This window comes from Lentzea sp. NBRC 102530 (assembly GCF_030269365.1).
Classification (GTDB): domain Bacteria; phylum Actinomycetota; class Actinomycetes; order Mycobacteriales; family Pseudonocardiaceae; genus Lentzea.
This window is the reverse complement of sequence record NZ_BSTF01000015.1, coordinates 218,232-243,239: the sequence shown is the minus strand read 5'-3', so window position 1 is coordinate 243,239 and position 25,008 is coordinate 218,232. Positions and strand designations below refer to the sequence as shown.

Annotated in this window: 14 protein-coding genes and 4 pseudogenes; 9 read left to right on the top strand and 9 right to left on the bottom strand. The window is 65.2% G+C overall.

The features are described 5' to 3' along the window. Positions 1–970 precede the first annotated feature (970 nt). Positions 971–1,624, bottom strand: coding sequence for a hypothetical protein (locus tag QSK25_RS34180; protein ID WP_285644465.1), 654 nt, complete (start codon positions 1,622–1,624; stop codon positions 971–973). Between the two features lie 923 nt (positions 1,625–2,547). On the opposite strand from QSK25_RS34180, the gene QSK25_RS34175 reads away from it, so the two are divergent. Further along, entirely contained in the window at positions 2,548–5,274 is a 2,727-nt protein-coding gene (locus tag QSK25_RS34175; protein WP_285644464.1) for a tetratricopeptide repeat protein, read from the top strand. Between the two features lie 228 nt (positions 5,275–5,502). Here QSK25_RS34175 and QSK25_RS34170 read toward each other — a convergent pair. Both QSK25_RS34170 and QSK25_RS34165 read right to left on the bottom strand, forming a co-directional pair. Next, a pseudogene (locus QSK25_RS34170) lies at positions 5,503–6,786 on the bottom strand (IS256 family transposase). A gap of 509 nt (positions 6,787–7,295) precedes the next feature. Further along, entirely contained in the window at positions 7,296–7,676 is a 381-nt protein-coding gene (locus tag QSK25_RS34165) for a helix-turn-helix domain-containing protein (protein ID WP_285644463.1), read from the bottom strand. On the opposite strand from QSK25_RS34165, the gene QSK25_RS34160 reads away from it, so the two are divergent. Beyond that, entirely contained in the window at positions 7,658–9,070 is a 1,413-nt protein-coding gene (locus QSK25_RS34160) for a hypothetical protein (protein WP_285644462.1), read from the top strand. The two genes, QSK25_RS34165 and QSK25_RS34160, sit on opposite strands and share 19 nt — an antisense overlap. A gap of 68 nt (positions 9,071–9,138) precedes the next feature. Here QSK25_RS34160 and QSK25_RS34155 read toward each other — a convergent pair whose 3' ends face one another. Next, on the bottom strand, positions 9,139–10,137 hold the full coding sequence (locus QSK25_RS34155) for a hypothetical protein (protein ID WP_285644461.1): 999 nt from the start codon (positions 10,135–10,137) through the stop codon (positions 9,139–9,141). Positions 10,138–10,269: 132 nt separating this feature from the next. Then, positions 10,270–10,956, bottom strand: coding sequence for a hypothetical protein (locus tag QSK25_RS34150; protein ID WP_285644460.1), 687 nt, complete (start codon positions 10,954–10,956; stop codon positions 10,270–10,272). Positions 10,957–11,568: 612 nt separating this feature from the next. Here QSK25_RS34150 and QSK25_RS34145 point away from each other — a divergent pair. Further along, positions 11,569–11,949: pseudogene (locus tag QSK25_RS34145) on the top strand (DDE-type integrase/transposase/recombinase); the annotation flags it as partial. A gap of 554 nt (positions 11,950–12,503) precedes the next feature. After that, a complete protein-coding gene (locus QSK25_RS34140) occupies positions 12,504–12,815 on the top strand; it encodes a hypothetical protein (RefSeq protein ID WP_285644458.1) in 312 nt (103 codons plus the stop codon). Here the strand turns inward: QSK25_RS34140 and QSK25_RS34135 are convergent. After that, positions 12,800–13,063: a WhiB family transcriptional regulator gene (locus tag QSK25_RS34135; protein WP_285644457.1), complete on the bottom strand. Its 264-nt coding sequence runs from the start codon at positions 13,061–13,063 to the stop codon at positions 12,800–12,802. The two genes, QSK25_RS34140 and QSK25_RS34135, sit on opposite strands and share 16 nt — an antisense overlap. Before the next feature lie 117 nt (positions 13,064–13,180). Between QSK25_RS34135 and QSK25_RS45640 the strand changes: the two are divergent. After that, a pseudogene (locus QSK25_RS45640) lies at positions 13,181–13,899 on the top strand (IS701 family transposase); the annotation flags it as partial. Between the two features lie 409 nt (positions 13,900–14,308). On the opposite strand, the gene QSK25_RS34125 reads toward QSK25_RS45640, so the two are convergent. Beyond that, the gene (locus tag QSK25_RS34125) at positions 14,309–14,776 is read right to left on the bottom strand and encodes a hypothetical protein (protein ID WP_285644456.1); all 468 of its coding nucleotides are present in this window, start codon (positions 14,774–14,776) and stop codon (positions 14,309–14,311) included. A 202-nt stretch (positions 14,777–14,978) separates the two neighbouring features. On the opposite strand from QSK25_RS34125, the gene QSK25_RS34120 reads away from it, so the two are divergent. The 3 genes from QSK25_RS34120 to QSK25_RS34110 are packed head-to-tail and all read left to right on the top strand — an operon-like array spanning position 14,979 to position 17,316. After that, complete coding sequence (locus QSK25_RS34120) at positions 14,979–15,629, top strand: DUF998 domain-containing protein (protein WP_285644454.1); 651 nt, start codon at positions 14,979–14,981, stop codon at positions 15,627–15,629. 47 nt (positions 15,630–15,676) lie between these two features. After that, positions 15,677–16,045, top strand: a complete 369-nt coding sequence (locus QSK25_RS34115) for a YciI family protein (protein ID WP_285644452.1) — start codon at positions 15,677–15,679, stop codon at positions 16,043–16,045. Continuing rightward, on the top strand, positions 16,042–17,316 hold the full coding sequence (locus QSK25_RS34110) for an RNA polymerase sigma factor (protein ID WP_285644450.1): 1,275 nt from the start codon (positions 16,042–16,044) through the stop codon (positions 17,314–17,316). The genes QSK25_RS34115 and QSK25_RS34110 overlap by 4 nt, the downstream gene beginning before the upstream one ends. A 317-nt stretch (positions 17,317–17,633) precedes the next feature. Here QSK25_RS34110 and QSK25_RS34105 read toward each other — a convergent pair whose 3' ends face one another. Further along, a complete protein-coding gene (locus tag QSK25_RS34105; RefSeq protein ID WP_285644448.1) occupies positions 17,634–23,279 on the bottom strand; it encodes a type I polyketide synthase in 5,646 nt (1,881 codons plus the stop codon). Continuing rightward, the gene (locus tag QSK25_RS34100) at positions 23,276–24,007 is read right to left on the bottom strand and encodes a thioesterase II family protein (RefSeq protein WP_285644447.1); all 732 of its coding nucleotides are present in this window, start codon (positions 24,005–24,007) and stop codon (positions 23,276–23,278) included. The genes QSK25_RS34105 and QSK25_RS34100 overlap by 4 nt, the downstream gene beginning before the upstream one ends. Before the next feature lie 270 nt (positions 24,008–24,277). Between QSK25_RS34100 and QSK25_RS34095 the strand changes: the two are divergent. Further along, positions 24,278–24,568: pseudogene (locus QSK25_RS34095) on the top strand (helix-turn-helix domain-containing protein); the annotation flags it as partial. Positions 24,569–25,008 lie beyond the last annotated feature (440 nt).

Sequence of the window (25,008 nt, the reverse complement as noted above, 5' to 3'; positions counted from 1 at the left end):
GCGGCCTGGCCACACGCTATGACAAGTCACCACAAAGCTACGAGGCCGGGTTGCACCTACGCGCGGCGATCATGTGGTTGAAAACCTTGACTCCAACCACATGATCCGAACCTAAAACAGCTCCTAGGCGGGACTGGAGGCCCTGTCCTGGACTTTCATCAGACTCGACCAGCCGAGATGGACTGTCAGGATGGCTGCGGACACCCGTTGTCCCGCTGGGGGTCAAGGGGTCGCAGGTTCAAATCCTGTCGTCCCGACGGTCTGAATCAGCCCGCTGATTCTGGGTGAAAGCCCAGGTTGGCGGGCTTTTTCGTGTCTTCGAAACGATCTTTTTTTGATCATCTTTTTCATGATCAACAGGCGGATGAAGGAGTGAATCCGGAGCCGCTCACTCCTTCTTTTGACTAACGCCAAGTGGGGTCGCCACGAACGGGTGAATCTGCTGAATGGCGCTGACCTGGCGTTGATCGGCCCGAACTGACCTCATCTGCGGTGAAAACGCTTGGGGTGATCTGCGGGCGCTAGGTAGGAGGAGGTGGCCAAGTTGGCGTCGTGAATGCACGCCAACCTGGCCGTGTCGACCCGTAGTGCGGTGTTCCTGGCGTGGCGTACGCCATCGGGCTCGAACGTTGGGCAGGCGGCCGCAGCTCTGGTTGCGGATGCGTGTTTGGCAGGATCGTGTCCGTTGGCACCGCGACGGCCGTCCGCGACGACGAAGATCGCCCTGGCGATGTGACGTGGAAGGTGAGATTTTCGAATGCCCGGATCGTTCTCCGCTGATGCGTGTGATCACCGAGGCGGCGGCGACGGCAGAGCACTCTGGACCGCGCGACTAAGAGCTCCTTGCCGGTTGGATGCCGCTCGTGACGCCTCTCGATCCCGCCCGGCCGGCGCAAGATCTCTTGGAGGACCTGCGGGACGGAGTTCGCCGGTGCTGGCTGTTCACCAGGAGCACTCCGGCGATGACGACTCAGTCGACGAAGGGTTGTTCAAGGCTCCCGTGAACAGGCTCAGGACGAACGAGACCGGATTTGTAGCATCTAGATCGACTGTTGAGCTGGGTACTGAGCGGAGGCGTCGGAGTAGTTGGAGAGTGTGGAGTGCTCGCTGCCGCATCCGCTTGCGACGGCTCTGCTCCTTGCGGGAGGCCAAATTTGAGCAGTCGGAACTCGTCCATGTGCGCGTCGTGCAGCAGGCACACGTTGCCGACTCGGTCGTTGAACGACTGGACGTGGCTGTCAGCGAAGGGGATGCCGATGTAAGCGAGTCCTGCGCCCATTGGCCAGGTCGGATCGTGAACCAGACCGTCGTTGTCGACACACCACGCGTGGGCGGCCACCAAACCGTTCTCCACGAGGGCGAAGCCTTCGACATAGGTCACGCTGTGGACGGCTGCGTACGAGGTCGCGTTGGCGTAGCACCTGTTCTGGACGCCGTGATCCGCTCCTGCCACAAGTGTGGTGGAGGCCCGTTGCGTCCCGCGATCCAAGACCAGTTTTTCGACACAGCGGTACTTCCAGCCCGCAACGTGACGTGGATGACGGATCTCGACGAGCTGCGTCAGCCAGTCGACCAGGCGGGTGGTGGGCTCAAGGGGCTCCGGGGTCGCGGAGTTCGACTGCACGTGTCGATCGTGCCTCAGTTGCATGGGTGAACAGCTGTATCGGCAGTAAGAAGTTCCCGGCTTCGGTGGTCTCTGTTCTCACGGCTCGTGTATGTCATTTGGTCTAGAGGGCGACGTGTAGGCATTACAAGTTTTGTTGGGGTTCCGCTCGTACAGCTGGCAGGCGCGCTGACCGTCGACGAGGTTTCAGCGGGCGTGTGCAGGTCGTTGATGTTAAGCAGATGGCCTGCACTAGCCGCTGCCTGGCGGCATGGGCGGTGCCTCAGATCAGGCCTTGTAGCCGTGGACTGTCAAGGTGACAGCATCATCCTTCGACATCGTCGGCATTCGTACAAGTGTGTGATCGTGCCGGAGATTCGGTTTGATCTGCGGCGGTCAAGCGAGCCGAGTAGACCAGGTTGTGCATCTCGAAACACGAAGTGGCAAGGCTGCGATAATAGGGCAAGCGATGAGCCGGAACGGAAGCGCAGGTTGATCATGACACGCGGGTGGATCGCCGTGCTCGTGCTTGGCGTGTTGATCATTGTGGCTGGTCTGGTGAGGTTGTTCAGCTCGTTGGGGTCCGAGCGCGCTGATCAGATCTCTAGCGGTGTCGGTGCTGGGGCGGCCTTGGTGGGCCTGATCCTCGCGGTCATGAGCTTGGTGAAGGGCCGCGCCTCTGCTGCAGAACCCAATCAGGGGACAGTCCGGCAGTCCGCCGACAACAGCACTGTCAACCAGCCGGTGATCCAGATCGGGGGTAACGTCACCGGCAGCGTCACGACTACCACTGGCCATGGGGACAGTCGCGTTCATGGACCGGTTCCCGGCACTGATCTCGAGGGACGAACGCCGCGGTGAGCCGTCGTGATCGAGCACCGGAACCCGAAGCTCGAGTACGTCAATCAGTAGACGGCGCCACTGTCAATGAACCCGTCGTGCAAGTGTCGGGCAACATCGACGGTCAGCTGATCGTGGGCGGAGTCCACTTCTATCCGCGCCCCCAGGTCTCGTGGCCTGTGCAGAGCGGGTTGGTGCCTTCGCTGGCTGCCCATCACCAGAAGCGCGACATGGGACTGCTCGACGCCCCAACCGTGGTCCTCGTTCCGGACGAGTCCGAAGAATCGGGACTGGTCATGTCGGGAATGGGCGGAGTCGGCAAGACGCAGATCGCAGCTCACGTGGCACACAGCTCACGCGCTTCTGTCGACCTTCTGGTGTGGGTTACCGCGTCAAGCCAGGACGCCGTCGTCGCCGCTTACTCGGACGCTGCGCGAAAGATCCTGGTTGCAGAGGATAACTGGGATCCAGACCGTGGTGCACAGGCGTTCCTGGAGTGGTTTGCAACCACAAAACGGCCATGGTTGGTGGTACTCGACGACGTGCCCACACCTCAGCTGTTGAGCCGGTTGTGGCCGCCGAACGGTTCGGCGGGACGAACGATCGTCACCACCCGCTACCGCGGGTATGGCATGACCGGCCGTGGCCGCCGCGTGGTCGAAGTCGGAGTCTTCACGCCCGCCATGTCGCGGGCGTTTCTTCTCGCCGAGCTCGCGGACAGTCCGATCCCTTCCACCGAAGTCGATCTGGACGACCTAGCCGCCGATCTGGGGCACCTACCACTGGCTCTGGCGCACGCAGCCTCCTACGTCATGAGCCGTCAACAGTCCGTACCTGCGTACCGCACATTGCTCGCGGATCGCCGTCGGAAGGTTGAGGCGGTGTTTCCCAAGGAGTACGAACTCGGCGAAGGGCACACGCGCACCATCGCTGCCACGTGGCAAGTGTCGGTGAGTCTCGCTGACGAGTTGCTCAGCGGCGTCGCACCTGTTGGAACCGCTGCTGCGTTGATGCGTGTGGCTGCGCTTCTCGATCCCAACGGCGTTCCTACGGACCTGTTCAACTCGCCAGCAGTGTTGCAGAGCGTGTCGACGGCCGTGGGAGAGGAGGTTGACGGACACCACCTGGAGGAGGCCCTGCACGTGCTTGATCAGCTCAGCCTCCTGACGGTCGACCGACCTGGCGGTCAGACCCGCGTCCACGGCCTCGTTCAGCGGGTCATTCGTGAATCGCTGATCAGCGATGGCGAGCTGGCGGTCCTGGCCAGGAGTGCCGGCGACGGCCTGCTGCAGATCTGGGCGCAGGCCGATCTTTCCGGCGGTGCCGATTCCCTGTTTCAGAGCAACACCATTCAGCTGCTGCAGCACGCCGGTTCGCACCTCCATCACCCGGAAGTGCATCGCGTGCTGTTCGTACTCGGCCACAGCTTCAGGGCCGTTGGACAGCTCAGTCGTGCTCAGGCTCACTTCCTGGATCTGCACACCACGATCGACAGGCTCCGCGGGGGTGACCACCGGGACAGCCTCGTCTGCCGCGGAGAACTTGCACGGCTTGAGGGAGAGTCGGGAAGACCGGACACCGCATTAACCAGTTTGGAAGACTTGCGGGCCGACTGCCACCGCGTGTTGGGGGCCGATGATCATGAGAGCTTGAGCGTTCGTGCCCAACTGGCCCACTGGCGTGGCGTGGCGGGACACCCAGCGGCTGCACTGCAAGAGTTCGAGGAGGTGCTCATCGACGACTTGCGGGTGTTGGGGCCCGACCATCGAGACACCTTGTCAACCAGGGGAAACATCGCCCGCAGCAAGGGAGATTGCGGTGATCACGGCGGCGCGATCGCCGGATACGAGGCATTGCTGCCCGATCTGTACAGGGTGCTTGGTCCGGATCACGTAGTTACGCTGAGCGTGCGGGCAAATCTCGCTAACCAGCGTGGCGAGGCCGGGAATCCCGCAGTGGCTGTGACAGAACTCGAAGGTCTCCTGTCTGATCTAAAACGAGTTCGCGGGTCCGATCATCCTGACACCCTCATCGTTCGCGGCAACCTTGCGTCGTGGAAGGGGAGCAGCGGCGATCCAGCCGGCGCTTTGGGCGAGTTTCGGGCCTTGGTGGAGGATCGCGCACGCGTTCTCGGTGACGACCATCCCAGTGTTCTGATGGCCCGCAACAACTTTGTGCATTGGATGTCCGCCACTGAAGGACCAGTCAGAGCAGTCAGAGAGTACCGGGCACTGTTCGCAGATCAGACGCGAGTACTGGGACCGCATCACCCGGCCACGCTTGCCACTCGAGGCAATCTCGCTGGGCAGGTAGCGGACGCAGGAGATCCGATCACTGCGGTGGCCGAACTGACACAGGTGCTCGCCGAATGTCGGCAGGCTCTTGGAGCCGCCCATCCTCACACCTTCGGTGTCTGGGCGAAACTCGTGACGTGCCGCGAGTTGGCGGGGGACATCTCTGGCGCCATCGAGGAGGGCAAACGGTTGCTGGCGGAGATGCTCATCGATCTTCCACGTGATCATCCGGAAGTTCTCATCTTGCGAGGGAATCTCGCAGGTCTCCAAGCTGATCCGGAAGATCCGGCCAGAACGATCTCGGAGTACGTGGAGCTGCTGGCCGACTCTCGGCGCGTACTGGGACAGGGACACAGCAGCATCTTCGCCATCCGAGTCAACCTGGCCACATTACGGGCGAACGCGGGCGAACTCGACGAAGCGGTGGCTGAGTTCCAGCTGATGCTCCGCGAGATCGTGTCAGTGCGCGGTGCCGACCATCCGGAGGCTCGCTTTGTGCGGTCTCTGCTGAACGAAGTGCGAATGTTGCAACGCTGACGGGCCTGTGTCTCGAGCACTGACAAGCTGAACACGCAGCATCAACAGGAGCGCGCACCTGCTCTCGGCTGATCGGCTCTGGTCCGCATGACCTCTGCGGCACAACCGCGTGTAGGAACGGACGTTGTGGGCAGTGATGCCCTTTGCGGGTTCACGAGCTGCGAACGACCGGCGCTCTTCCCCCAGCGTGGGTCTGTCAAACGAACGGTGAACTCGGGTTGAAGGAAACTACTTGCGTCCGGCGGCCAGGCGGCCGTCGAAGGCGATGTCGAACGCGTTGAGCGCGGGTTTCCACCGCATCGTCCAGCGTGCGCGGCCGGTGCCGGTCGGGTCTAGGCTCATGATCGCCATGTAGACGCATTTGAGGGCGGCCTGCTCGTTGGGGAAGTGCCCGCAGGCCTTCACCGCGCGGCGGATGCGGGCGTTGACACTCTCGATCGCGTTGGTCGAGCAGATCACCCACCGGATCTCTGGATCGAAGGTCAGGAACGGCACGAACTCGGCCCAGGTGTTGTCCCACAACCGCACGATCGCCGGATAGCGGACACCCCAGGCCTCGGTGAACTCGGCGAACCGCTCTCGGGCTGCGGCCTCGGTCGGTGCCGTGTACACCGGCTTGAGAGCCTTGGCGATCACGGCCCAGTGCTGCCGGCCCGCGTAGCGGAAACTGTTGCGCAGCAGGTGCACCACGCAGGTCTGGGTGATCGTCTGCGGCCAGACCGTGATGATTGCGTCCGGCAGGCCGGCCAGCCCGTCACAGACCACCATGAGCACGTCGGCCACGCCGCGGTTCTTGAGCTCGGTGAGCACGTGAAGCCAGTATTTGGCGCCTTCGCCGCCGTCGCCGGCCCACAACCCGAGGATGTCACGGCGGCCCTCGCAGGTGACGGCGAGCGCGACATAGATCGGCCGGTTGGCCACCTGCCCGTCGCGGATCTTGACGTGGATCGCGTCGATGAAGATCACCGGATACACCGCGTCGAGCGGCCGGTTCTGTCACTCGATCATGCCCTCGATGACCTTGTCGGTGATCGTGGAGATCGTCTGCCGCGACACCTCGGCGCCATAGACCTCCGCCAGATGCGCGGAGATCTCCCCAGTGATCAAATCCTTGGCCGCCAACGAGATCACCATCTCGTCCACGCCACCCAGCCGTCTCTGCCGCTTGGCTACGATCTTGGGCTCAAAGCTGGCGTCACGGTCCCGCGGCACGTCGATCTCGACCGGACCGACGTCGGTGAGCACGGTCTTGGACCGGGTGCCGTTACGCGAGTTACTGGTCCCGCGGCCGGCCGGGTCGCGCTTGTCATAGCCGAGGTGATCGGTGATCTCACCCTCGAGCGCGGACTCCAGCAGCCGCTTGGTCAGCTGCTGCAGCACCCCGCCCTTACCGGTCAGCTTCAGCCCGCTCGCCTTGGCACTGCTCAGCAGCTGCGCGACGAGCTGCTCATCCAGGCAATCCATGCCGGTCGCGGACTTCGAGTCCTCGGCGTTCTCCACGCCGGACAGCATGTCGGTCATCAGGTTGCACTTCCATGATCAGGAGTTACACCGAACGTTTTACAGTCCCTGTTGTGGCGGCGCGCGAGCATCCCTGGGTGACCGAGCCTCGTTCAGGCGCACATGGCCGAGAGCTTGGACGCTGGACACTGCTGATCCGCAGGCCGACGGTGATGCTTTGTGGGGGCGTTTGGTTCCGACACCCGAAGTTCTCGACCAATCAAATCGCTGGACTGACTGGTTGGAGGACGAGCTACGTACAGATGCTCGCGGCCGATGACATCTTGGTCTTCCGCAATCCGCACGTTCTTCAGCCGTCTTACTGCGACGGCACAGGTCAGTGGCTCAGGTTCAAGCCGAGCAAAGATTATTGAGAAAGGGCCACGGAAATCCCGGACCGAACGCCCGGCGACGCGCCGCCCCTGGCGAACAAAAGGCCAGAAGCCTGAGCCCGGCATCTCGCGGTCGTGCAGTAGGACTTGGGCGAACCCGCATCGACCAACGTCCTGAGCGCGGTTGATTCACCGGCGTGAGCTGCTGTCGGACAGCCGGCTGATCTTGGAGCAGGTCAAGCCTGGTGTCTGTTCAAAGACAGCAGCGATGATGTTCGCGAGGGCGTGGCCGTGGTCGGTGAGTCCGGTGATCGGATTCGGTGGGGCGGAGCGGTACACGAGCTGCTGGCCGAGTTCGCGTTCGAGTCGCCGGATGTCACGGGCGAGGTTCTTGGGGTCGATCCGGAGCGCGGCCGCGGTGGCGCGCAGTGTGGGGTGGTCGCGAAGGTGAATGAACGCAACCAGGCGTTTCCACGGTCGGGAGCCGGTCAGGACTGGCCGCAGTTTGGGCGGGATGGCCTCGGTCGAGTAGAGGGCGCTGCGGTGGCCGCGTGGTTCGAGGGCGCGCACGGGTAGGCCGTAGCGGCGAGGGCCAGAAGGTTCCCGGTACGGTCCGCCTGCAGCCGGGGCGGCGTCCGCGTGCGCTCGCGCGCGGCCTTCCCGAGTTGTGGCATGCGCTCCTGCCAGGCGATGACACAGCGGACCTACCGTCGTACCCATACCTGGAGCGGATTCCGGAGCTGCGGGGCCGACTGCTCTCCGAACTCGAGGTCGTCCTGCTCGAAGTTGAGGGCCGTCACCAGTTTCCCGGTGCGGCTTCCGGCTCGGCGGCAGCCGCGCTGGTGGGAAGGACTCTTCCTCGCGGTGATGAGCTCAACACCCAGGCGGTCGAGTTCCAGGTCGGTGGCCTCACCGAGCTGGCCGGAGTGTCGCCCTTGCACGGCTTGGAAATTGACCTACCACAGCAGGGACCGGCCTCGGACTACCGGATCGTCTGGGATCCAGAGAGCCGGCAGAGCTGGACGACAGCCGACGGTGACGAGATCAGCGTCGAGTTCGTGCCGCACACGATCGACACCACGCTGTACGGCTTCGGCATCGCGCCGTACCCGGTGGTCAGAGTCCATGGTCCGCGGCCACGGACGGTGTTGGAGTGGCTGATTAGCTACGCGCAGCCGTTGATGCAGCTCACGACACTGGTCACCAGCCAGCCTCAGCGCATCCGGTGGCTGGAGCTCGGTGGCCGGCGTAACCCGTGGACGGCCCAGGTATTCGCGGAGAACGTCGTGCAGGATCCGTACACCGCCACCATGCCGTCGACAGCGCCCGTCGTGCTGAGGCTTGGGCCGGGCGGCGCGGTCCTACCCGATTTGCTGCAGCAGTGGCTGGAGTTGGAACAGGACTGCGGGACGCTGTTCGAGTACCTCACGGCGGGAATGCAGGAGACCATGAGCACCCGCACCAGGTATCTGTTCCTGCTGCCCGCACTCGAGGCCCTACACAGCGCTCGTCACGGCGACGAGACCGCGGCGAACGCTCCGAACCAGGCGCGGCTGCAGTTATTGCAACGGATCGTGGCCGCGGACGATGTGACGGAGGAGAACGCGGCCGTGCTCACCGCAAGGCTGACCCCGCCGACAGCGCGCGGGTATCAGTTGCACGAGCGACTTCGTGAACTCGCCGGCGACCTCGATCCGGTGCTGGCGCAGCGGATCCGCCCGAGCATCGATCCAATCCCGCCGCTGCTTCAGCGCATCGTCACGGGCGCGAGAGACGTTTGGGACATCGTCGGCACCACCCGCAACCGTCTCGCGCACGGCAACTCGAACGTTCCGAGTGCGGAGCAGCTGCTCGCACTCGCCCGGCTCGCCCACACACTCGTGGTCGCACTGACCGTGCAGCACCTCGGGCAGCCCGACTTGCTCGCCGACGCAATCGACGACGGCAGCTGGCTGGTGTTGTGACCATGGTGATGAGCCGAGATGCGCGGACCTTCGCCGTCCGCCTGAGGTGGGCATTCGCAGGATAGGGCTCAGTCCCTGCTGAACTCGGCGACACATTCGGAACAGGGCTTCATCTCCTTCCCGATCTCAGGGTTGTCGACTGGATGGCCGCAACGTGAGCACCTGTCGTTGAACTCGCTCTCACAGGAGAAGCACCGCCCAGTCGCGTCGCGCCGGCGTTCACCGGTGACGACGTCGAACCACACCAGCAGCTCGTCACCGCACTCCGGGCATGTCTCCGTGGGGTAGTCCCCGCCGTCGGCGACCCCCTGGATGCTCAGCCCCAGCCTGACGTCGGCGAAGTCGTAGACGTAGTCCTTGAGGGAGTCCCAGCGGCGTGTGCAGAAGGCGCAGCGGGGCTCGATGTGGGCGGGCACGTTCACGGGATGCGGGTGCTCGGCGCTGCTCATCAGCACTGCGGGCTGGCCGCAGTCCGGGCACCACGAGGGCTGAGCGACAAGAGCGGGCTGCAGCTGCTGCATTCGCTGCCGGACGAGCTTCTCGATCCGGCTGAGCTTCTGGCGGATGTCGTCAAGCATGGTGGTCAGCACGTCGACGTCGTCATCTGCCGCCAGGACGTCGACAGGCAGGTGTTGGTCGATGAAGTCCAGCGCGAACCCGAGCACCTTGGTCGTTCGCGCTTCGACGGCTTCGGCCGTGCTCACAAGGCCGTAGTGCTGCAACTGGTTGCGGAACCGCACCAAGGCATTGGCCGCCTTGCACTGGCCGGCAGTGAGCGAGATCCCGCACTCGGTCTTGAGCCTCTTGAGCGCTTGCGCGAGGCCGATGCTGTAGAAGTCGCCATCCTTGAACTGTTGTTCGGTCACCGAGGTGGACTCCTCGGTAAGGATCAATCGCCAGTCCTCGCAGACCAGCCGGTACTTCGCGAGCACCTCAACGCCGGCGTGCAGGTGCAGCACCGCGTACTTGAGATCGGTGGAGCTGGGTGTCTCACCGAGGCGTCCGGCGCCGTCACGCAGGTAGTCCAGCGCGTTGGCTAGGGGCGAGAACTCGACGGAACGGGTCATCAGATCAGCTCCAAGGGACCAGTAAGGACCAGGCGCAGGTTCATGTGTCACGTTCCCGCACGGGCGCATGAAGGGATCGACGATAGTCACGCCCGAACAGCACCACCGACATCACCTCGCCGACTCGCACCGTCAGGAGGCGAGCAGGTCGAGCCCGAACCCGGTGACGAACAGGACGAGCGCGGCCCAGCGGAGCGGATGGCCAGGGCGGTTTCGAACCAACGCCCACGCGAGTCCGTTGGCGAGAGGGATCAGGAACCCGCGGGTGATCGCGAGCCACACCAGCATCGGGACCCCGCCCACGACGAAGAAAGGCCAGTACCTCGCGAGAGATGAAACGCCTTCCTCAGTCTGCGCGCGCTTCAGGACCTTCACGAACAGGAACCCCAACGAGACAGAAACCGGTATGATCCCCAAGGAAGCGATCTGCCACACCCGGAGGACAGTGTGGGGTAGATCAATCACGGCGTCAACTACGGGCACCGCGATGAGGGCAGCGATGAACAACGCCCCTGCGAGCATGACCGGTTGTTCCAGCCTGTCGGCGAGCTGCCGCCACGACTGGTCGCGCAGTCTGGTGCCGAACTTGCGAAGGCGCTTCGGCTCGATCAGGTCGAGGATGACTGCGAGCCCGGCTGCGAACTGGAGCAGCTTGCCTGTTCGCCCCCACGCCAGCATCGGCCAACCCCACAGTCGGGCATCGTCGACCTTCTCGCCGGAGGCCCAACGGCTCCACAGGCGCAGAGGGTCACCCACAACCCTCTCGACATGCCCGTCGGCAACTACGATGACGACCGCCGCCACGAACGCGCCGAACAACGCCCACCCGAGAACTCTTTTGGACAACTGGATTGGCCTCCTGCGTCGGGACCCACGCGCGGCATAGTTACGCATGAGACGCGTGCGGTGCACACCTCGTTGCAGCGGGATGGGCATCAGCTCGGCGACCACTCGTCGCGCTAACCGGGTACCCCTCGCCGGATACATCGCTAGACGGCGTATCCGTCGGGATGGACTCGACGGTCCGAGTCGATAACGCCGATCGGTCGCGCGAAGATCGTGAAGTGATAAGACGACGTAGCGGAGCAACTTGGTGGCATTCGGTTGTAGTGATCGTCCTGCCTGTGCTGATTTGCGCCACATTGGCGGTGACAGGGCTCATCAGGGTGCGGGCTCCCGGCAGCGCACAGGAGCGGCTGGACACGGTGCGCACTGGGCTGGCCGTCGGTGCCGGAATCGGAGCGCTGATCATCCTCGCGTTGGCGCTACGCCGTCAGCAAACCACCGAGCACGACGCTACCGAACGTCGCCTGGGCGAGCTCTACGTTAGGTTGTTGATCAGCTTGGCTCTGACAACCGGCTGTGCGTCACGGTGGTCTCTACGCTCCTGAGCGGGTTGCCGAAGACAACCCCGCCCATCGTCAGACCGTCGTCGACGTCACCAAGTTCGGCAACATCCCCGACGGCGGCGGACACCACTTCGTCGGTCGGCAGCGAGGCGACCGCAACAAACGTGTCACGCCAGGTCCGAAGGGCAGCAACTACCTGCCACGCAACGGCACAGCTTTCCTGCACACCGTTGTCGACGACCACTCCCGCGTCGCCTACGCCGAAATCCACACCGACGAACGAGGCGACACAGCGACCGCCGTCCTGCGGCGAGCGGTGATCTGGTTCCGCGAGCACGGGGTCGTCGTCGAACGAGTCCTGTCCGACAACGGCTCCGCCTACCGCTCCTTCGCCAGGCGCGACGCCTGCTCCGAGTTCGGTATCCGGCACAAGCGCGCCAAGCCCTACCAGCCGCAGACCAACTGCGAGAGTGGTGTGGCGCTCAGACCGGGAACGGCCTGACCCCTATACCAACCGGCGGTTCGTGCCTTGTTTCCGAAGAGTCGACCGGTTCCGGTCTGGGCGTGCCTGGAGAACTGCCGGACCCGGTTTCGTGACTTGATAGGAGCCTGGCCAGAGGCCCCTTCGCAGTTCTGTTCGCTCCCGGACCTAGCAGCTCTCGCCACCGCTGCATCAGGTTCGGAAGGAACACGCAGTGACGACAACAACTTTCGCAGCACAGCCCGCAGGTGTCATCGTCGGCGTCGACACCCATTCCGATATCCACGTCGCGGTGGCGATCGACGAGCTTGGCCGACGCCTGGGCGATCCGTCGGTCCCGTCCACGCTCAGAGCCTTGTGGGCGCCTCGAAGCGACGTCTTCATCCAAGCTCCGCCGTACAGACCTGAACTGCGGGGACTATTCCGCAAGACATTGCATTCGGAGGGTTGACGCATCTCGGAGGTGGACGTACTTCACCTGCAGAGTCGCTCGCGTGCTTGAGCCTGCTCGTCAGTGCGGAGACTCACTGCGCCCGGTGATCACGTTGCAGCTTTTCGGCGTAGCCAAGATGCGCGCAAGTTTGAATCCCCGGCAGGAGCCCCAAAGGATGGGAACAGGGCTGACCAGCGGTTTCAGGTTGGATGCTTGGTCGTGCAGGCCAGTTTCATGTTGTAGCGCCCGCGTGTGGTGGTGCGTCGCCGCCGTTTCGGTGGTGCCACAGAACTACGTCGCGGATGACCGCCGCCTGTTGCAGGCCAAGGCGCTCGGCTTCGTCTATGGCTTCATGTTGCTGCCGGCGGCGGGGCCGCTGCCTGGGGCCGCGAGTTGTGTTCATGCTGCGATCTGAGCATCAGCACGTCTCAGCGCTTCGCGGTCGACCTGGTCCATGCCGCCCCACAGCCCGTAGATCTCGTCAGTGGTGAGTGCCGTGACGGCACAGGTGAGGCGGACTGGGCATAGGCGACAGATCGCTTTGCAGCCCGCTGTGGCCGCGCTTCCCGGCTCGGCCTCGATCCAGTCGACGTCTCGGTCTGCGTTTCGGCGTGCTGCGTGCACCTGCCACTTCGGTGTACGCAGCACCACGAGTGTGGTCATACAGCCGAACGAAGGGGGCCGCCGAGGAGGTAGTCGGCGAGGTGACGGTAGGCGGTGTTGAACTGTGCCGCCACCTGATGGCGGCTCACACCGCGCCGCTTGGCTGCGGTCGATCATCATCAGCAGCTGCAGCAGTTCGTGTCAGCCTCGACGGGGGATCACGTCGAGGTGCGCCGCCGCTTTGGCCGGGTGGGCGCGCGAGTTCGTGCGTCTGGACGCGATGGTGATCGATGACACCGGGTTTCCCAAGAACGGCAAGGATTCTCTGGTGTGGCGAGGATGTATTGCGGCGCGCTGGACAAGACCGGGAACTGCCAGATCGGGGTGAGCGTGCACACGGTCACCGACTGGACCTCCGCAGTGATCGACTGGCGGTTGTTCCTGCCGGAATCGTGGGACGACGAGAAGGCCGCCGACGACGTGGCGGCGGCTGAAATCCGGGCTCGCCGGGCGCGCAGTGCGATCCCGGACAAGTTGCGGCACAAGGAAAAGCGGCGGCTGACACTGAACATGCTCGACGAGGTGGCCTGGAGCCACGGATCCAAGAGAACGCCGGACAATCCGACCGCGAGCATGCGATCACGGTTCCTCGCATTGCGGATCCGCCCGGCCAGTCGCACCATCCCGCGCGCCGAAGACGGAGTCTGCTCGAGCGCTGGCTGCTGGCCGAATGGCCGCCCGGCGCACCCGAGCCCACCGACTTCTGGCTCTCGACCCTGCCCTCGGACATCCGGCTGCGGGATCTGGTGCGGCTGGCCGAGATCCGCTGGCGCATCGAGCACGACTACCGCGAACTCAAAGACGGACTCGGCCTGGACCACTTCAAAGGCCGCTCCTAGCTCGGCTGGCACCGCCACGTCACCCTCGCCCAGGCCATATGCATCCAGCTCCGCCGCGCCGCAAGCCCCTGCGCAGGCCTGGGCCTCTACGCGGTCCTGCGCGAACCCCAGGCCTTACTCGCGGTCTGGACAGGCGTCTGCCACACCTGCCGATACCCGTCCAGCCCCCACGCCCACAGCAATCACACCCCAGGTCAGCAACACCTGACAAAGCACATCCGCCGCTTGATCAGCCTTGTTCGGGCGTCACGCCTTGGGTGTGTCCGTTGTGGTGGTCGAGCGTGATGGCGGCGGTGACGGCGTCGATGTCCTGGCCGATGCCTCTCGACCACGCTCCAGGATGACCCGGTTCACCGGTGTGACGAGCGGTGGCCAGGAGAGATGGGCGGCGCCACGCGCGGGTCGGCTACTGCCGGGTCATGACGCTGGGGTAACCCCCGCCGCCGGGGTAGACCCACTCGCCAGCCATGACTGTGCCGCCGTCGGTGAAGGTGCCGCGGAAGTAGGCGGGGCTGCCTGCGGCGTCCGCCCAGATGGTGAGGGTGTCCCCCTCGAGTTCGTAGACGTAGTCGAAGGTGTTGCCCTGCGAGTCGTAGAACCGGGATGCGATCTCCTCGCTGACCGGCTCGCCGAAGGGATGCAGGTGTCCGATCACCTCGAACCCCGTCACAGTCTGGCCGTGCTGTTCCAGATCCACGTGCTGGATCAGGAAGAATCCCCCGAGCGCAGACTCGTAGCGGACAGTGCCGGTGGCACCGCCCGAAACGGTCCAGGTACCGACGAGCCGGTCGAGGGCACGGAGGCGTTCGCTGGGCTTGGCCGGGGTGTCCTGCCCGTAGTCCTCGGCGCTGTCGCAGCTGGTGTTCTCGGTCACGGTGTGCTCCGTATCTGGCGGTGCGACCGCCGTTCAGGTCGCGCTCACCGGTACCTCGGAGCCGTCGGGCGGTTCTCGACACGATCGCCCGCAAAGTTCGAGGAAGGATTTCTCGGCTGAATGTCGAAGCGGGTCGCCCGGCTCCGAGGTATCGGCGACGCCGGCCCCACCGGGGCGATACCGAACCGATACGGAGCACATCATGAGCGCGACCACCCACACCCGGAGTCCCGCCGGGCAGGTCAGCCGCCCGCGCACCCGGACCTTGCTGGCCGCCGCGGCACTCGCCGGGCCCTTCTTCTACATCTCGTCCACGGTGCAAGCCCTGACGCGGCCCGGATTCGACATCGGCATCCACCCGCTCAGCCAGCTCGCCACCGGCGCACCCGGTTGGATCCAGCAGGTCACCTTCGTGCTGGCAGGCCTGGGCGTGATCGCCCTCGCCGTCGCGCATCGCCGACTCGTCACCCAAGGCGTCGGCCGACGCCTGGTGCCGATCTTCCTCACGGTCTTCGGTGCCGGGTTCGTCATCGCAGGCCTGTTCACGATGGACCCGCAGAACAGCTTCCCCGAGGGTGCGCCCTCCGGCGTGGTGGAGATGTCGTGGCACTCGATCGTCCACACCGCTGCCGCGGCTCTGTCGTTCGTCGCACTCGCCGGGACATGCGTCACCCTGCTGGTGCGTCACGTCCGCGCTCGTGACGTCTGGGCCGCGATCGGCAACGGTCTGGTCGCGCTCGTGCTGTTGCTGCCGACCTCTCCCACCGAGTCGAGCATCCAGATCGCCATCACCGGGTTGATCGCCTACACCTGGGTCACGGTTCACGCCCTCGTCCTGCGTCGATCGGCGTGACCACCGCTAGCGTGGAAACACGAGAGTGCCGTCGAGGAGCCACGATCATGAAGTATCTGCTGTTGAGCTACACGCCCGCCGAGGCATGGGACGCCGCCACCGCCGACGCGCCCAGCCAGGAGGCTCTGGACGCGTTCGCCGCGTACCAGAAGTTCGAAGCCGAGCTGCGCGACACCGGTGAGTTCGTCCTCAGCGAGGGACTCGGTCACCCGGCGGTCTCCATCACCGTCCGCAAGACCAACGCCGGTGTCATCGCGACCGACGGCCCGTTCGCGGAGCTGAAAGAGGTGCTCGCGAGCTTCGCGATCATCGACGTCGCCAGTCTTGAACGCGCCCGCGACATCACCGCCCGCATCGTCGAGGTGCTCGGCGAGCCCTTCGAGATCAGGCCGATCATGGGCGACGACTTCGCGTGACGTCCGACTCGGCACCTGCCACGCCCCGGCGCGTCGAACACGTACTGCGCGAGCAGACGCCGCACGTGCTCGGTGCGCTGGTGCGGCGGTTCGGCCTGTTCGAGCTCGCCGAGGACGCCGTGCAGGAAGCCCTCCTCGTCGCCGTCCAGCGCTGGCCCGACGAGGGGATTCCGGACGAGCCGCGCAGCTGGCTGATCCGCGTCGGCTACCGGAAGATGATCGACCTGATCCGCTCCGAACGGGCATCCCATCGCCGAGAGGAAGACGCCGCCTGCGCCGATCCCGTGCTCGTCGACCCCGCCCGGCCCGCCCCGGTCATCATCGGCCATGACGACAGCCTGCAGGTACTGCTGCTGTGCTGCCACCCCTCCCTCAGCGAGGTCTCCCAGATCGCCCTGACACTGCGCGCGGTCGGCGGTCTCAGCACCGAGGAGATCGCGCACGCCTACGGCGCGACCGAGACCACGATGGGTACCCGGATCAGCCGCGCCAAGCAGACCCTGAAGAAATCCGGCGCTCGCTTCCACATCCGCGACGATGACCTCGCCGGCCGCGTCGCGGTCGCGATGCGTGTTCTGTATCTGATCTTCAACGAGGGCTACACCGCCACCGCCGGCGACCGCCTCACCCGCATCCACCTCACCGCCGAAGCCATCCGGCTCACCCGGATGCTCCACACACTTCTCCCCGACGAGGCTGAGGTCGCAGGACTCCTCGCGCTCATGCTGCTCACCGATGCACGCCGCGACGCCCGCACCGACCCGCACGACCGGCTCATCGTCCTACCCGAGCAGGACCGTTCTCGCTGGGATCAGGGCATGATCGCCGAGGGGCGGCAGCTCATCGACGACGCTTGGCGACAAGAGCGCGTCGGCCCCTATCAGCTTCAGGCGGCGATCGCGTCCACACACGTGCAAGCGGTATCCGCGCAGACCACCGACTGGCCGCAGATCGCCGCCCTCTATCTCTGGCTCGAACGCCTTCAGCCCACCGCTCCCGTACGCCTGGCCCGCGTCGTCGCCGTCACCATCGCCTTCGGCCCCCGCTGCGGACTCGCCCTCCTCGAGCAGCTCGATCGCGAGCACCATCTCACCGACGACCCTCTCGTCACCCAGCGCACCCACGCCGTCCGCGCCCACCTCCTCGACCGCCTCGGCGACCACGACCGAGCTGCAGCCGAATATCGCATCGCCGCCGAACTCACCGCCAACGACGCCGAACGCCGCTACCTCCTCGAACAGGTCAGGCGTCAGGTCGAAGCCGTCACGTGAGTCCTGGGGGAGTTGATGCCTTCTGGACGGTCTCGAGAACCGCAGCGCCGATAGCGGGGTGGCGCTGTGCGATGTCTGCGCCTGATGTCGCCCGTCGCCGACCTGCTCGCCGGACTCGACCTCGACGCCCTGGTGTTTGTCAGTGATTGCTGACCTCACGGCTCCACGGCTCGGAAGCCCGATCACATCGGGCAGGAAGGCGAACCGTGTACCGAAGTCGAGCTTGAACTCGTGGACGGAGCGCGGGTCTCCGACGAGTGGGGTCTGCTGCATGAGCAGGTCACACTGGCACCTACTGGTGCAGCAGACCCCAACGCTCAGGCGTTGCTTCGGCTTTGCGAAAGTGTCGCGACGATCTCGTCTACGGTCGCACCTTTCAACAGAGTGAGCATGGGTATTTCGACTCCGTACTCGTTCTTGACGTTGGTTCGGATCTCTGTGGCCATCAGTGAGTCCATCCCCAGCTTGTTGAGTGGGCGCTGGCGGTCCAGTGTTTCGGCAGGGAGCCGCAGCACGCTGGCGATGAGTTCGCGAACCCGGTCACCGTCCTGGTTGGCTTTGTCCGGGTGGCTCTTCTCCTGTCCAAGTGGTGTTCGTTCTGTGGTTGGTGCCTGCCGTGCTTGCGGCACGAACATGACTTGCGTGGTGGGGACCGCCAGTTCTGTCAGGAGGTTCCGGGTGAACTGGGCTGGATAGGTATCGGCGTAGGTTGTCCAGTCGGCCGGGGTAACGACGACGTGGCCTGTGCTGCCGTGGTCGAGCAGATGACCGAGCATCGCCGCTCCGCGTGCGGGTGTGAAGCTGCGGAGTCCTGCCGGCACTCGGAGTTGTCCTGGCCCGTTGAGGCGGACCGCCATGCCTGTTTCCCAGAAGCCCCAGCCGATGCTGAGGGTGGGCAGGCCGCGGGAGCATCTGTGCAGTGCGAGGGCGTCGAGCCAGGCGTTCGCCGCGGCATAGGCTCCGAGCAGGGGCGAGGGCAGCACTGCGGCGGCGGAGGAGAACAGCACGAAGAAGTCGAGCGGTCTGTCGGCGAGGACATGGTGCAGTGCGGCGGCTCCCCGAAGTTTCGGGTGAAGTACCTGCTCTATCTCCTCAACGCTCAGATCTGTGAGGGGAGTGTGTGTGCCGATGCCCGCGGCGTGGACGACGCCGCGGATCGGGCGGTCCAGGAGTGCGCCGAGGGCTTGTTCGTCGGCGACGTCGATCGCCTGGTACTCGACCTCGACTCCTCGTTCTCGCCATCGGTCCAATGTGGAGACCCGGTGTTCAGGCAGCGCACTGCGCCCGATGAGGAGGAGGTTCTTCGCGCCGCGTTCGACGAGCAGGTCCGCGGTCACGACACCGAGGTCGCCCAGCCCGCCGGTGATGATGTACGCGGGCTTGCGCCGGCCGATGCCGACGGAGACCTGTCTCTTGCTGTGCTGTGTGAAGGGAAGCGGCGGCAGTTTCCCGAGATGAGCGAGTGAGAGCACCTCGTGGATGAGACCGGCGAGGTGGCTAGACGGGAGTGTCGAGATGTCGACGCTGTGGTAGGTCGTGTTGCGCGACCACGATGTCGGGGGGCGCCCATCGAGTTGCACGTAGCGGCTTCCCTCGGGCGCGGGCGTGCTGGTCGTGCTGAAGACGACATCTGGACGGCTGGAAGGTTCGCGGATTCCGGCCCAGGAGAGCAGGGCTTGTTCTTCGGCGGTGCCGGTGTGGGTAGCGACCACTGTCGCACCCAGCATGCGGGCGACGTGTGTCGCGGCGGCTGACCGGGGTTCCGCTGCGGGGTGGATCAAGACGGTTTCGCCCGCTTGTAGCCGTGCCAGGTCACGTAGTCCGTGGAGAGCAGGCACGTAAGTGTGGAGAAATGTGACCGCCTCCGCCGGACTGAACACGTGAGGCATCGGCACTGTGAGAGCGGCTTCGGCCAACGCGAAGGATCCTATGCGGTTCGCTCCCAGAGCGAGGACCAAGTCACCTCGCGCGGGCGTCTGGACTCCGGGGCCTGTGTCGATGACGGTTCCCGCGCAACTCCACGGCCCAGGATTGTCGCTGGCGGCTGAGGCGTCGATGAGCACTTGGCCCGTGCCGGGCCGCGACGGAGTGACGGGATGCGGTGAACGCGTGGTGAGCCGGGCGGCGTAGCGCCGGCCTTCCCTCAGCGCGATCTGGTATTCCCCGGCGGGTAGTCCGAGCTCGTCGATCAGCGCGTGGAGGTCGTTTTCCGCGGGATGCTCGGGCAGGTCGATCGCGGTGCAGCCGAAGGCAGGGTGCTCTACCGCGACTGTCCTGAGCAGACCCCAGAGCGCGGCGGCTTCGGGCCTGGGAACGGTATCGGACTCGATCACGGCCTGGCTGCCGCGGGTGATCACCCACAATCGCGTCGTGCCTTCTCGCGACCGAAGCACCTTCACCAGCTCGACCAGGTCAGAACACGCCTGTTCTCCGGTTCCGGTGAAGACCACTCCCACGGAGGTGTCCGATGCGCCGAGTTGGGTGTCGACCACACCGGGAAGCCTGTGTCGCAGCAGCGGGAGGTCGTCGCCGAGGACGACCCAGTGCCGTGTGCGCGGTTCGCGACCGGCCGGCGTGGATGAGATCGGTCGCCACCGGAGTTCGTACAACCAGCCGGACTCCGGCTGTCCGTCAAGAAGGCGGGACTGGAGCCCAGTCAGTTCCATGAGCGGTTGGCCCTGCGGGGTGGTGATCCAGAGGTTTCCACCGAATCGGACCCCGTCGTCGTGGCGGTCGTGCAGGTAGGCGAGGGCGGACCGTCCAGGTTTTCCGTACCAACGGACTCGAGCGATCGACTCGCCGACGAACGGGCCGTGAATCCGCGCAGCGGCGACCTGACCACACGCATCGAGCAGAGCAGGATGGAACAGGTGCGCGTCTGCCTCCTCCACGAGGTGCGCGGGCAGTTCGATTGTGGCGAGCGCTTCGTATTCGCCGTGGCGAAGCTCGACGATTCCCTGGAATGACGGTCCCCAGTCGTTGCCTTGCGCGCGGTGCCGCTCGTAGAAGGCAGCCGCCTCGAGCTTTGTGGGGCAGCGGTCGCTCCACGCGCTGATGTCGAGATCGGTGGCCACGTCGGAGGTCACCGACCGGGCCTCGCCGGTGGTGAGGACGATCCAAGTTCCGTCGGCGTCCTCGCCGTGCACGCTGAACTTTCCGTCTTCGAGTTCTGTTCGCAGCCGTGGAGGGGCGCTCGTCAGGTGCAGCGGTGCGAGAAACCTGATGTCGGAGAGTTCGATCGGGCCGGTTCGCCACTCGCGTCGTGCCGCCTGCAACGCGAGATCGACCGTGACCATGCCCGGCAGGATCGATGAGCCTTGGACGCGGTGTTCGGCCAGGTAGTGGGGTGACCGGGCAGGAACGGCCGAGACAGCCGCGGGTGTGTCCGGCAGCCAGCACCGCTTGTGCTGCCAGGGATAGCGCGGCAGGTCGTGGTGCGGGGCACGTCCGCCGTTCACCTTGCGCCAGTCGATCGTCACTCCGTGGGCATACAGCTCCGCCAGCCGAGCGTGCAGGGTGGGCTGCCCCGGTTCACCCCGCGTGAGCGAGCCGACTGTTCTTGCCGCACCGCAGTCGGATATCGCGTCGGTGAGCAACGGATGCGGGCTGACTTCGAGGAATACGTCGCATTGCTGTGTCTCCGCTTCGACCGCGCCCGCGAACAGGACCGGTTGGCGCAGGTTGTCCGCCCAGTAACGGGCGTCCATCGTCGTGCCGTCGATCACCTGGCCCCGGACGGTGGAGTGGAAACGGATCTGGGCCTGCCGTGGGCGGACTTCTGCCAGCGCCTCGAGCAGTTGCTCCCGGATCGGATCCATCAGTGGGCTGTGCGATGCGAAGTCGACCCGAACCAGATGAGCGAACTGGCCGCTGTCCGTGAGTGTTCGCACCACTGCTCGCACGCCATCAGCCGGGCCTGAGATCACGGTGGAGTTAGGGCTGTTGTAGGCGGCGACGGCGATTCTCCCGTCTAGGAACGGCTCCACATCGGGAAACGGCAGGCCTACGACGGCCATCGCTCCCGTCCCGCTGACCTGCCTCGCCATCCTGCTGCGCAGACAGATGATCCTCGCCGCGTCGGAAAGGTCCAGAACGCCCGCGATGTGCGCGGCCGCCACTTCGCCCATGCTGTGCCCGATCACGACATCAGGTTCCACACCCCAGTCGCGCCACAGCGCGGCGAGGGACACCTGCATTGCCCACAACGCGGGCTGCACGACATCCAGTTCGGACAGTGCGTCAGAATCCTCCCGGTCGAGTACGTCGAGCAGAGACCAACCCACGTGCTCCTCGATCGCATGTGCGCAGTCCTGCAACGCCTTCCTGAACACTGGTTCGCTCTCCAGCAGATCGCGGCCCATTCGTGGCCACTGCGACCCCTGTCCCGGGAAGACGAACGCGACCCTGGCCTCTTGGTCGACAGCGCCGCCGGGCGTCGACGCGTTCAACAGCGCCCGTGCGAGAGACTCCGCGTCGTGACCGGTCACCGCGAGGCGGTAGGTGTGGTGGTCGCGACGCTGTGCCGCGGCAGCGCAGATCCCCGGCACATCAGCTGAGGCGGTCTCGCGCAGAAGCCTTGCGTAGTCGCTCAGGAGAACCCGCAGTGCGACGGGATCCTCGGCGGAAACCGGAAGTACCAGCGAACTGGACTCCGGCAGGCGAGTCGGGTGCGGGGTGTCCGGCTCGGCCACGATGACGTGCGCGTTGGTGCCCGCGATGCCGAACGAACTCACGCCGGCGATCGCGCGGCCTTCATGCGGCCACGGCACGGTGGTGGTCGGCACGGCCAGCCCGGCCTTCTCCCAGTCGAGCGAGGTGTTCGGCTCGTTCAGGTGCAAGCTCGCCGGAATCTGCCGATGACGGAGGCTCAGCACCGTCTTGATCAGACCCGCGATGCCTGCCGCGCCTTCGGTGTGGCCGATGTTGGTCTTGCTCGAACCGACCAGGCACGGGCTGTCCGCAGGGCGCGACGCGCCCAGGACCTCAGCCAGAGCCCCCAGTTCCACGGCGTCGCCGACACGGGTTCCGGTTCCGTGTGCCTCCACGTAGTCGAGTTGACCCGCGTCGACGCCACTGTCAGCCAGCGCGCCGCGCATCATCGCGACCTGCCCGTCGTGAGACGGTGTAAGCAGATAACCGCTGGAGCGTCCGTCACTGTTGCAAGCGCTACCCATGATGACCGCATAGACGCGGTCGCCGTCAGCGACGGCTCGGCTGAGTGGCTTCAACACGACCACGCCAATGCCATCGCTGCGGACGAAGCCGTCGCCGGAGGCATCGGCGAACTTGCACCGCCCGTCCTTGGCGAGCATCCGGCCCCGGCTGTAGGCGATGCCCTCGTCCGGCAGCAACACCACGTTCGTGCCAGCAGCGATGGCCAGCTCGGATTCCCCGTCGCGAACACTTCGGCAGGCCAGGTGCAGAGCCACCAGCGATGATGAGCAGGCCGTGTCCACCGACACGCTTGGGCCTCTGGCATCCAGTGCGAACGACAATCTGCCGGCCAACACCGATCTCGCGGTGCCTGTGACCGCGTGGACGTCCAGGTCGGGCAACCTGCTCGCGAGGTCCGCGTAGTTTACCGCGATCTCGCCGACGAACACGCCTGTGCGAGTGCGCTCGATCGTGCTCGGTGCGATACCGGCGTCGTTCAAGGCGTCCCAGGCGACCTCCAGCAGGTGTCGTTGCTGCGGGTCCATCCGGTCGGCCTCCCGTGGGGAGATGCCGAAGAACGCCGCGTCGAACCCCGCGAGGTCGTCCAGAAAACCACCCCAGCGGCTGTAGGTACGTCCGACCGCGTCGGGGTCGGGGTCGAAATAGGAGTCGATGGGGAATCTGTCCGAGGGAATCTCCTGGACGACGTCGAGGCCGTCCCTCAACAACCGCCAGTACTCGTCGGGACCGTCCGCCTGCGCGAAGCGGCAACCGATTCCCACCACAGCTACCTGTTCGGATGCGGTCATCTCGGCTTGTTCCCCTTCAACTCCATCTGCACCATGTCGGACACCAGCGGGTCGCGGACGAAGAAGTGGTCTCCGGGCAGCGTGTGGATCACTGCCGGCCTGGTGGTCAGTTCTGACCATCGGCGGGCACTGTCCACTGAGACCACGGAATCGTCACGGCCGAGGAAAACCGTGACAGGACAGGAAAGTACGTAACCTTCATGGCGGTAGGTCTCCACTACCGTAGCGTCGGCACGCAACGTCGGTACCGCGTGGCGCAATGCTTCCGCGTCGTGCCTCACCGCGTCAGGCGTTCCGCCCACAGCCAGCACTTCGTCGAGCAACTCGTCGTCTGGCAGCATCCGCACAGGCTTCAGACGTGGAGGGCGATGAGGCGCCCCTGCCGCCGAGACGAACAGCCGTACCGGAGGTAACCCGTGATCACGCTCCAAGACCACGGCGGTCACATAGGCCAACAGCGCCCCCATGCTGTGGCCGAACAGCGCGATGCCCTGTTTGCGGCCTGAATGGGCCGCAATCTGGCGGGCCAATGGAACCGCGATGTCGTCTGCGGACGTCAATGCCGGTTCGTCGGCACGTCTTCCCCGGCCAGGAAGTAGCACCGGAACCACCTGAAGCCGCATCCGCAGCGTCCACTCATGGAACAACGACTCGTTGCCGCCGACGTACGGAAAGCAGTAAAGGCGGAGCTCCTCACCGTCATGAGAGTCGAACCAACCGCCCATCATTGATTCTCACGCTCCGTTACTCACTGGTCACGTTACGAGGTATCTGAGATGAGAGCACGTCACCGCGGTCAGCGGTTGAAAAGTCGCCCGAGTGAGTGCTTGTGGTTGCGAGCCGTAGGGCCCGGCTCTCACTTCGCTGCCGGCTCGGGCACAGGTCCCAGGTGAGGCAGTGAGCCCTTTCCAACCTGGGGGGTAAGGAGCTGGAGACGTGGCGAAGCTCCTGGTAGATGATTTCTCGACCAAGAGCAAGGGCATCGCCAGGAGCTTCGAGTGCTTGTCTGCCCATCCGCGATCGACCTGTCCAGTTCACACCTTCAGTTCCTGGCGCGGGAACTGACCACGAACCGGCGCCGCATCGGCAGCAGGTGGCGCAGACTCGACCCCGGCCGCCAAGCCCTGCTCGTGCTGGCGCACCTGCGCTGCGGCGACACCTATACCCTCCTGGCCGCCGGACTCGGCGTCGGCCTGGCCACCGTCTGCCGCTATAACCACGAAGCCGCCCAACTCCTGGCCGCACTGGCGCCAGACCTGGCCGACACGGTGAAAGTCGCCTCACACAAGCTCTCGAACCCGGCGCCGCAGTCGTGCTGTCCAATCTTGTGGGTCACTACGGCGCGCGTTTCGCGACCGCCGACCGATGGAGTATCTACAGGAACGGTGCGTTTATCGTCATGGCTCGCCAGGGGAGAGCGGTACACCCGTCACTGTGGAGCGCAGTCGCACCTCTGTGGGAAATCAACCCACCGGCACCAGCGTGACGGTTTCAGAGCACAAGATCGGTTACCTCGTAGCCTGCCCGGGGTGAACTCACCGGTTCCTCGAAACCGGCTGGGGGAGGAACCGGGGCTCGTCAGATGTAGAAGCCGCCCCATCCGTCGGAGGTCAAGACCTTGTTTCGGAGGCCAGTGGCGGCGGCATTGCCTCCTGTCGGTTGGTAATCGCGGTACGTGCCGCCGCCCTGGCCGGACCTCGGGGAGGGCACCACCCTGCGCAAGATCGTT

Bases quoted from the DNA above. Each gene is read 5' to 3' on its own strand.
- QSK25_RS34155 (WP_285644461.1), bottom strand. From the start codon at position 10,137: ATGACCCGTTCCGTCGAGTTCTCGCCCCTAGCCAACGCGCTGGACTAC.
- QSK25_RS34135 (WP_285644457.1), bottom strand. From the start codon at position 13,063: ATGACCACACTCGTGGTGCTGCGTACACCGAAGTGGCAGGTGCACGCA.
- QSK25_RS34105 (WP_285644448.1), bottom strand. From the start codon at position 23,279: ATGACCGCATCCGAACAGGTAGCTGTGGTGGGAATCGGTTGCCGCTTC.
- QSK25_RS34100 (WP_285644447.1), bottom strand. From the start codon at position 24,007: ATGATGGGCGGTTGGTTCGACTCTCATGACGGTGAGGAGCTCCGCCTT.
- QSK25_RS34120 (WP_285644454.1), top strand. From the start codon at position 14,979: ATGAGCGCGACCACCCACACCCGGAGTCCCGCCGGGCAGGTCAGCCGC.
- QSK25_RS34115 (WP_285644452.1), top strand. From the start codon at position 15,677: ATGAAGTATCTGCTGTTGAGCTACACGCCCGCCGAGGCATGGGACGCC.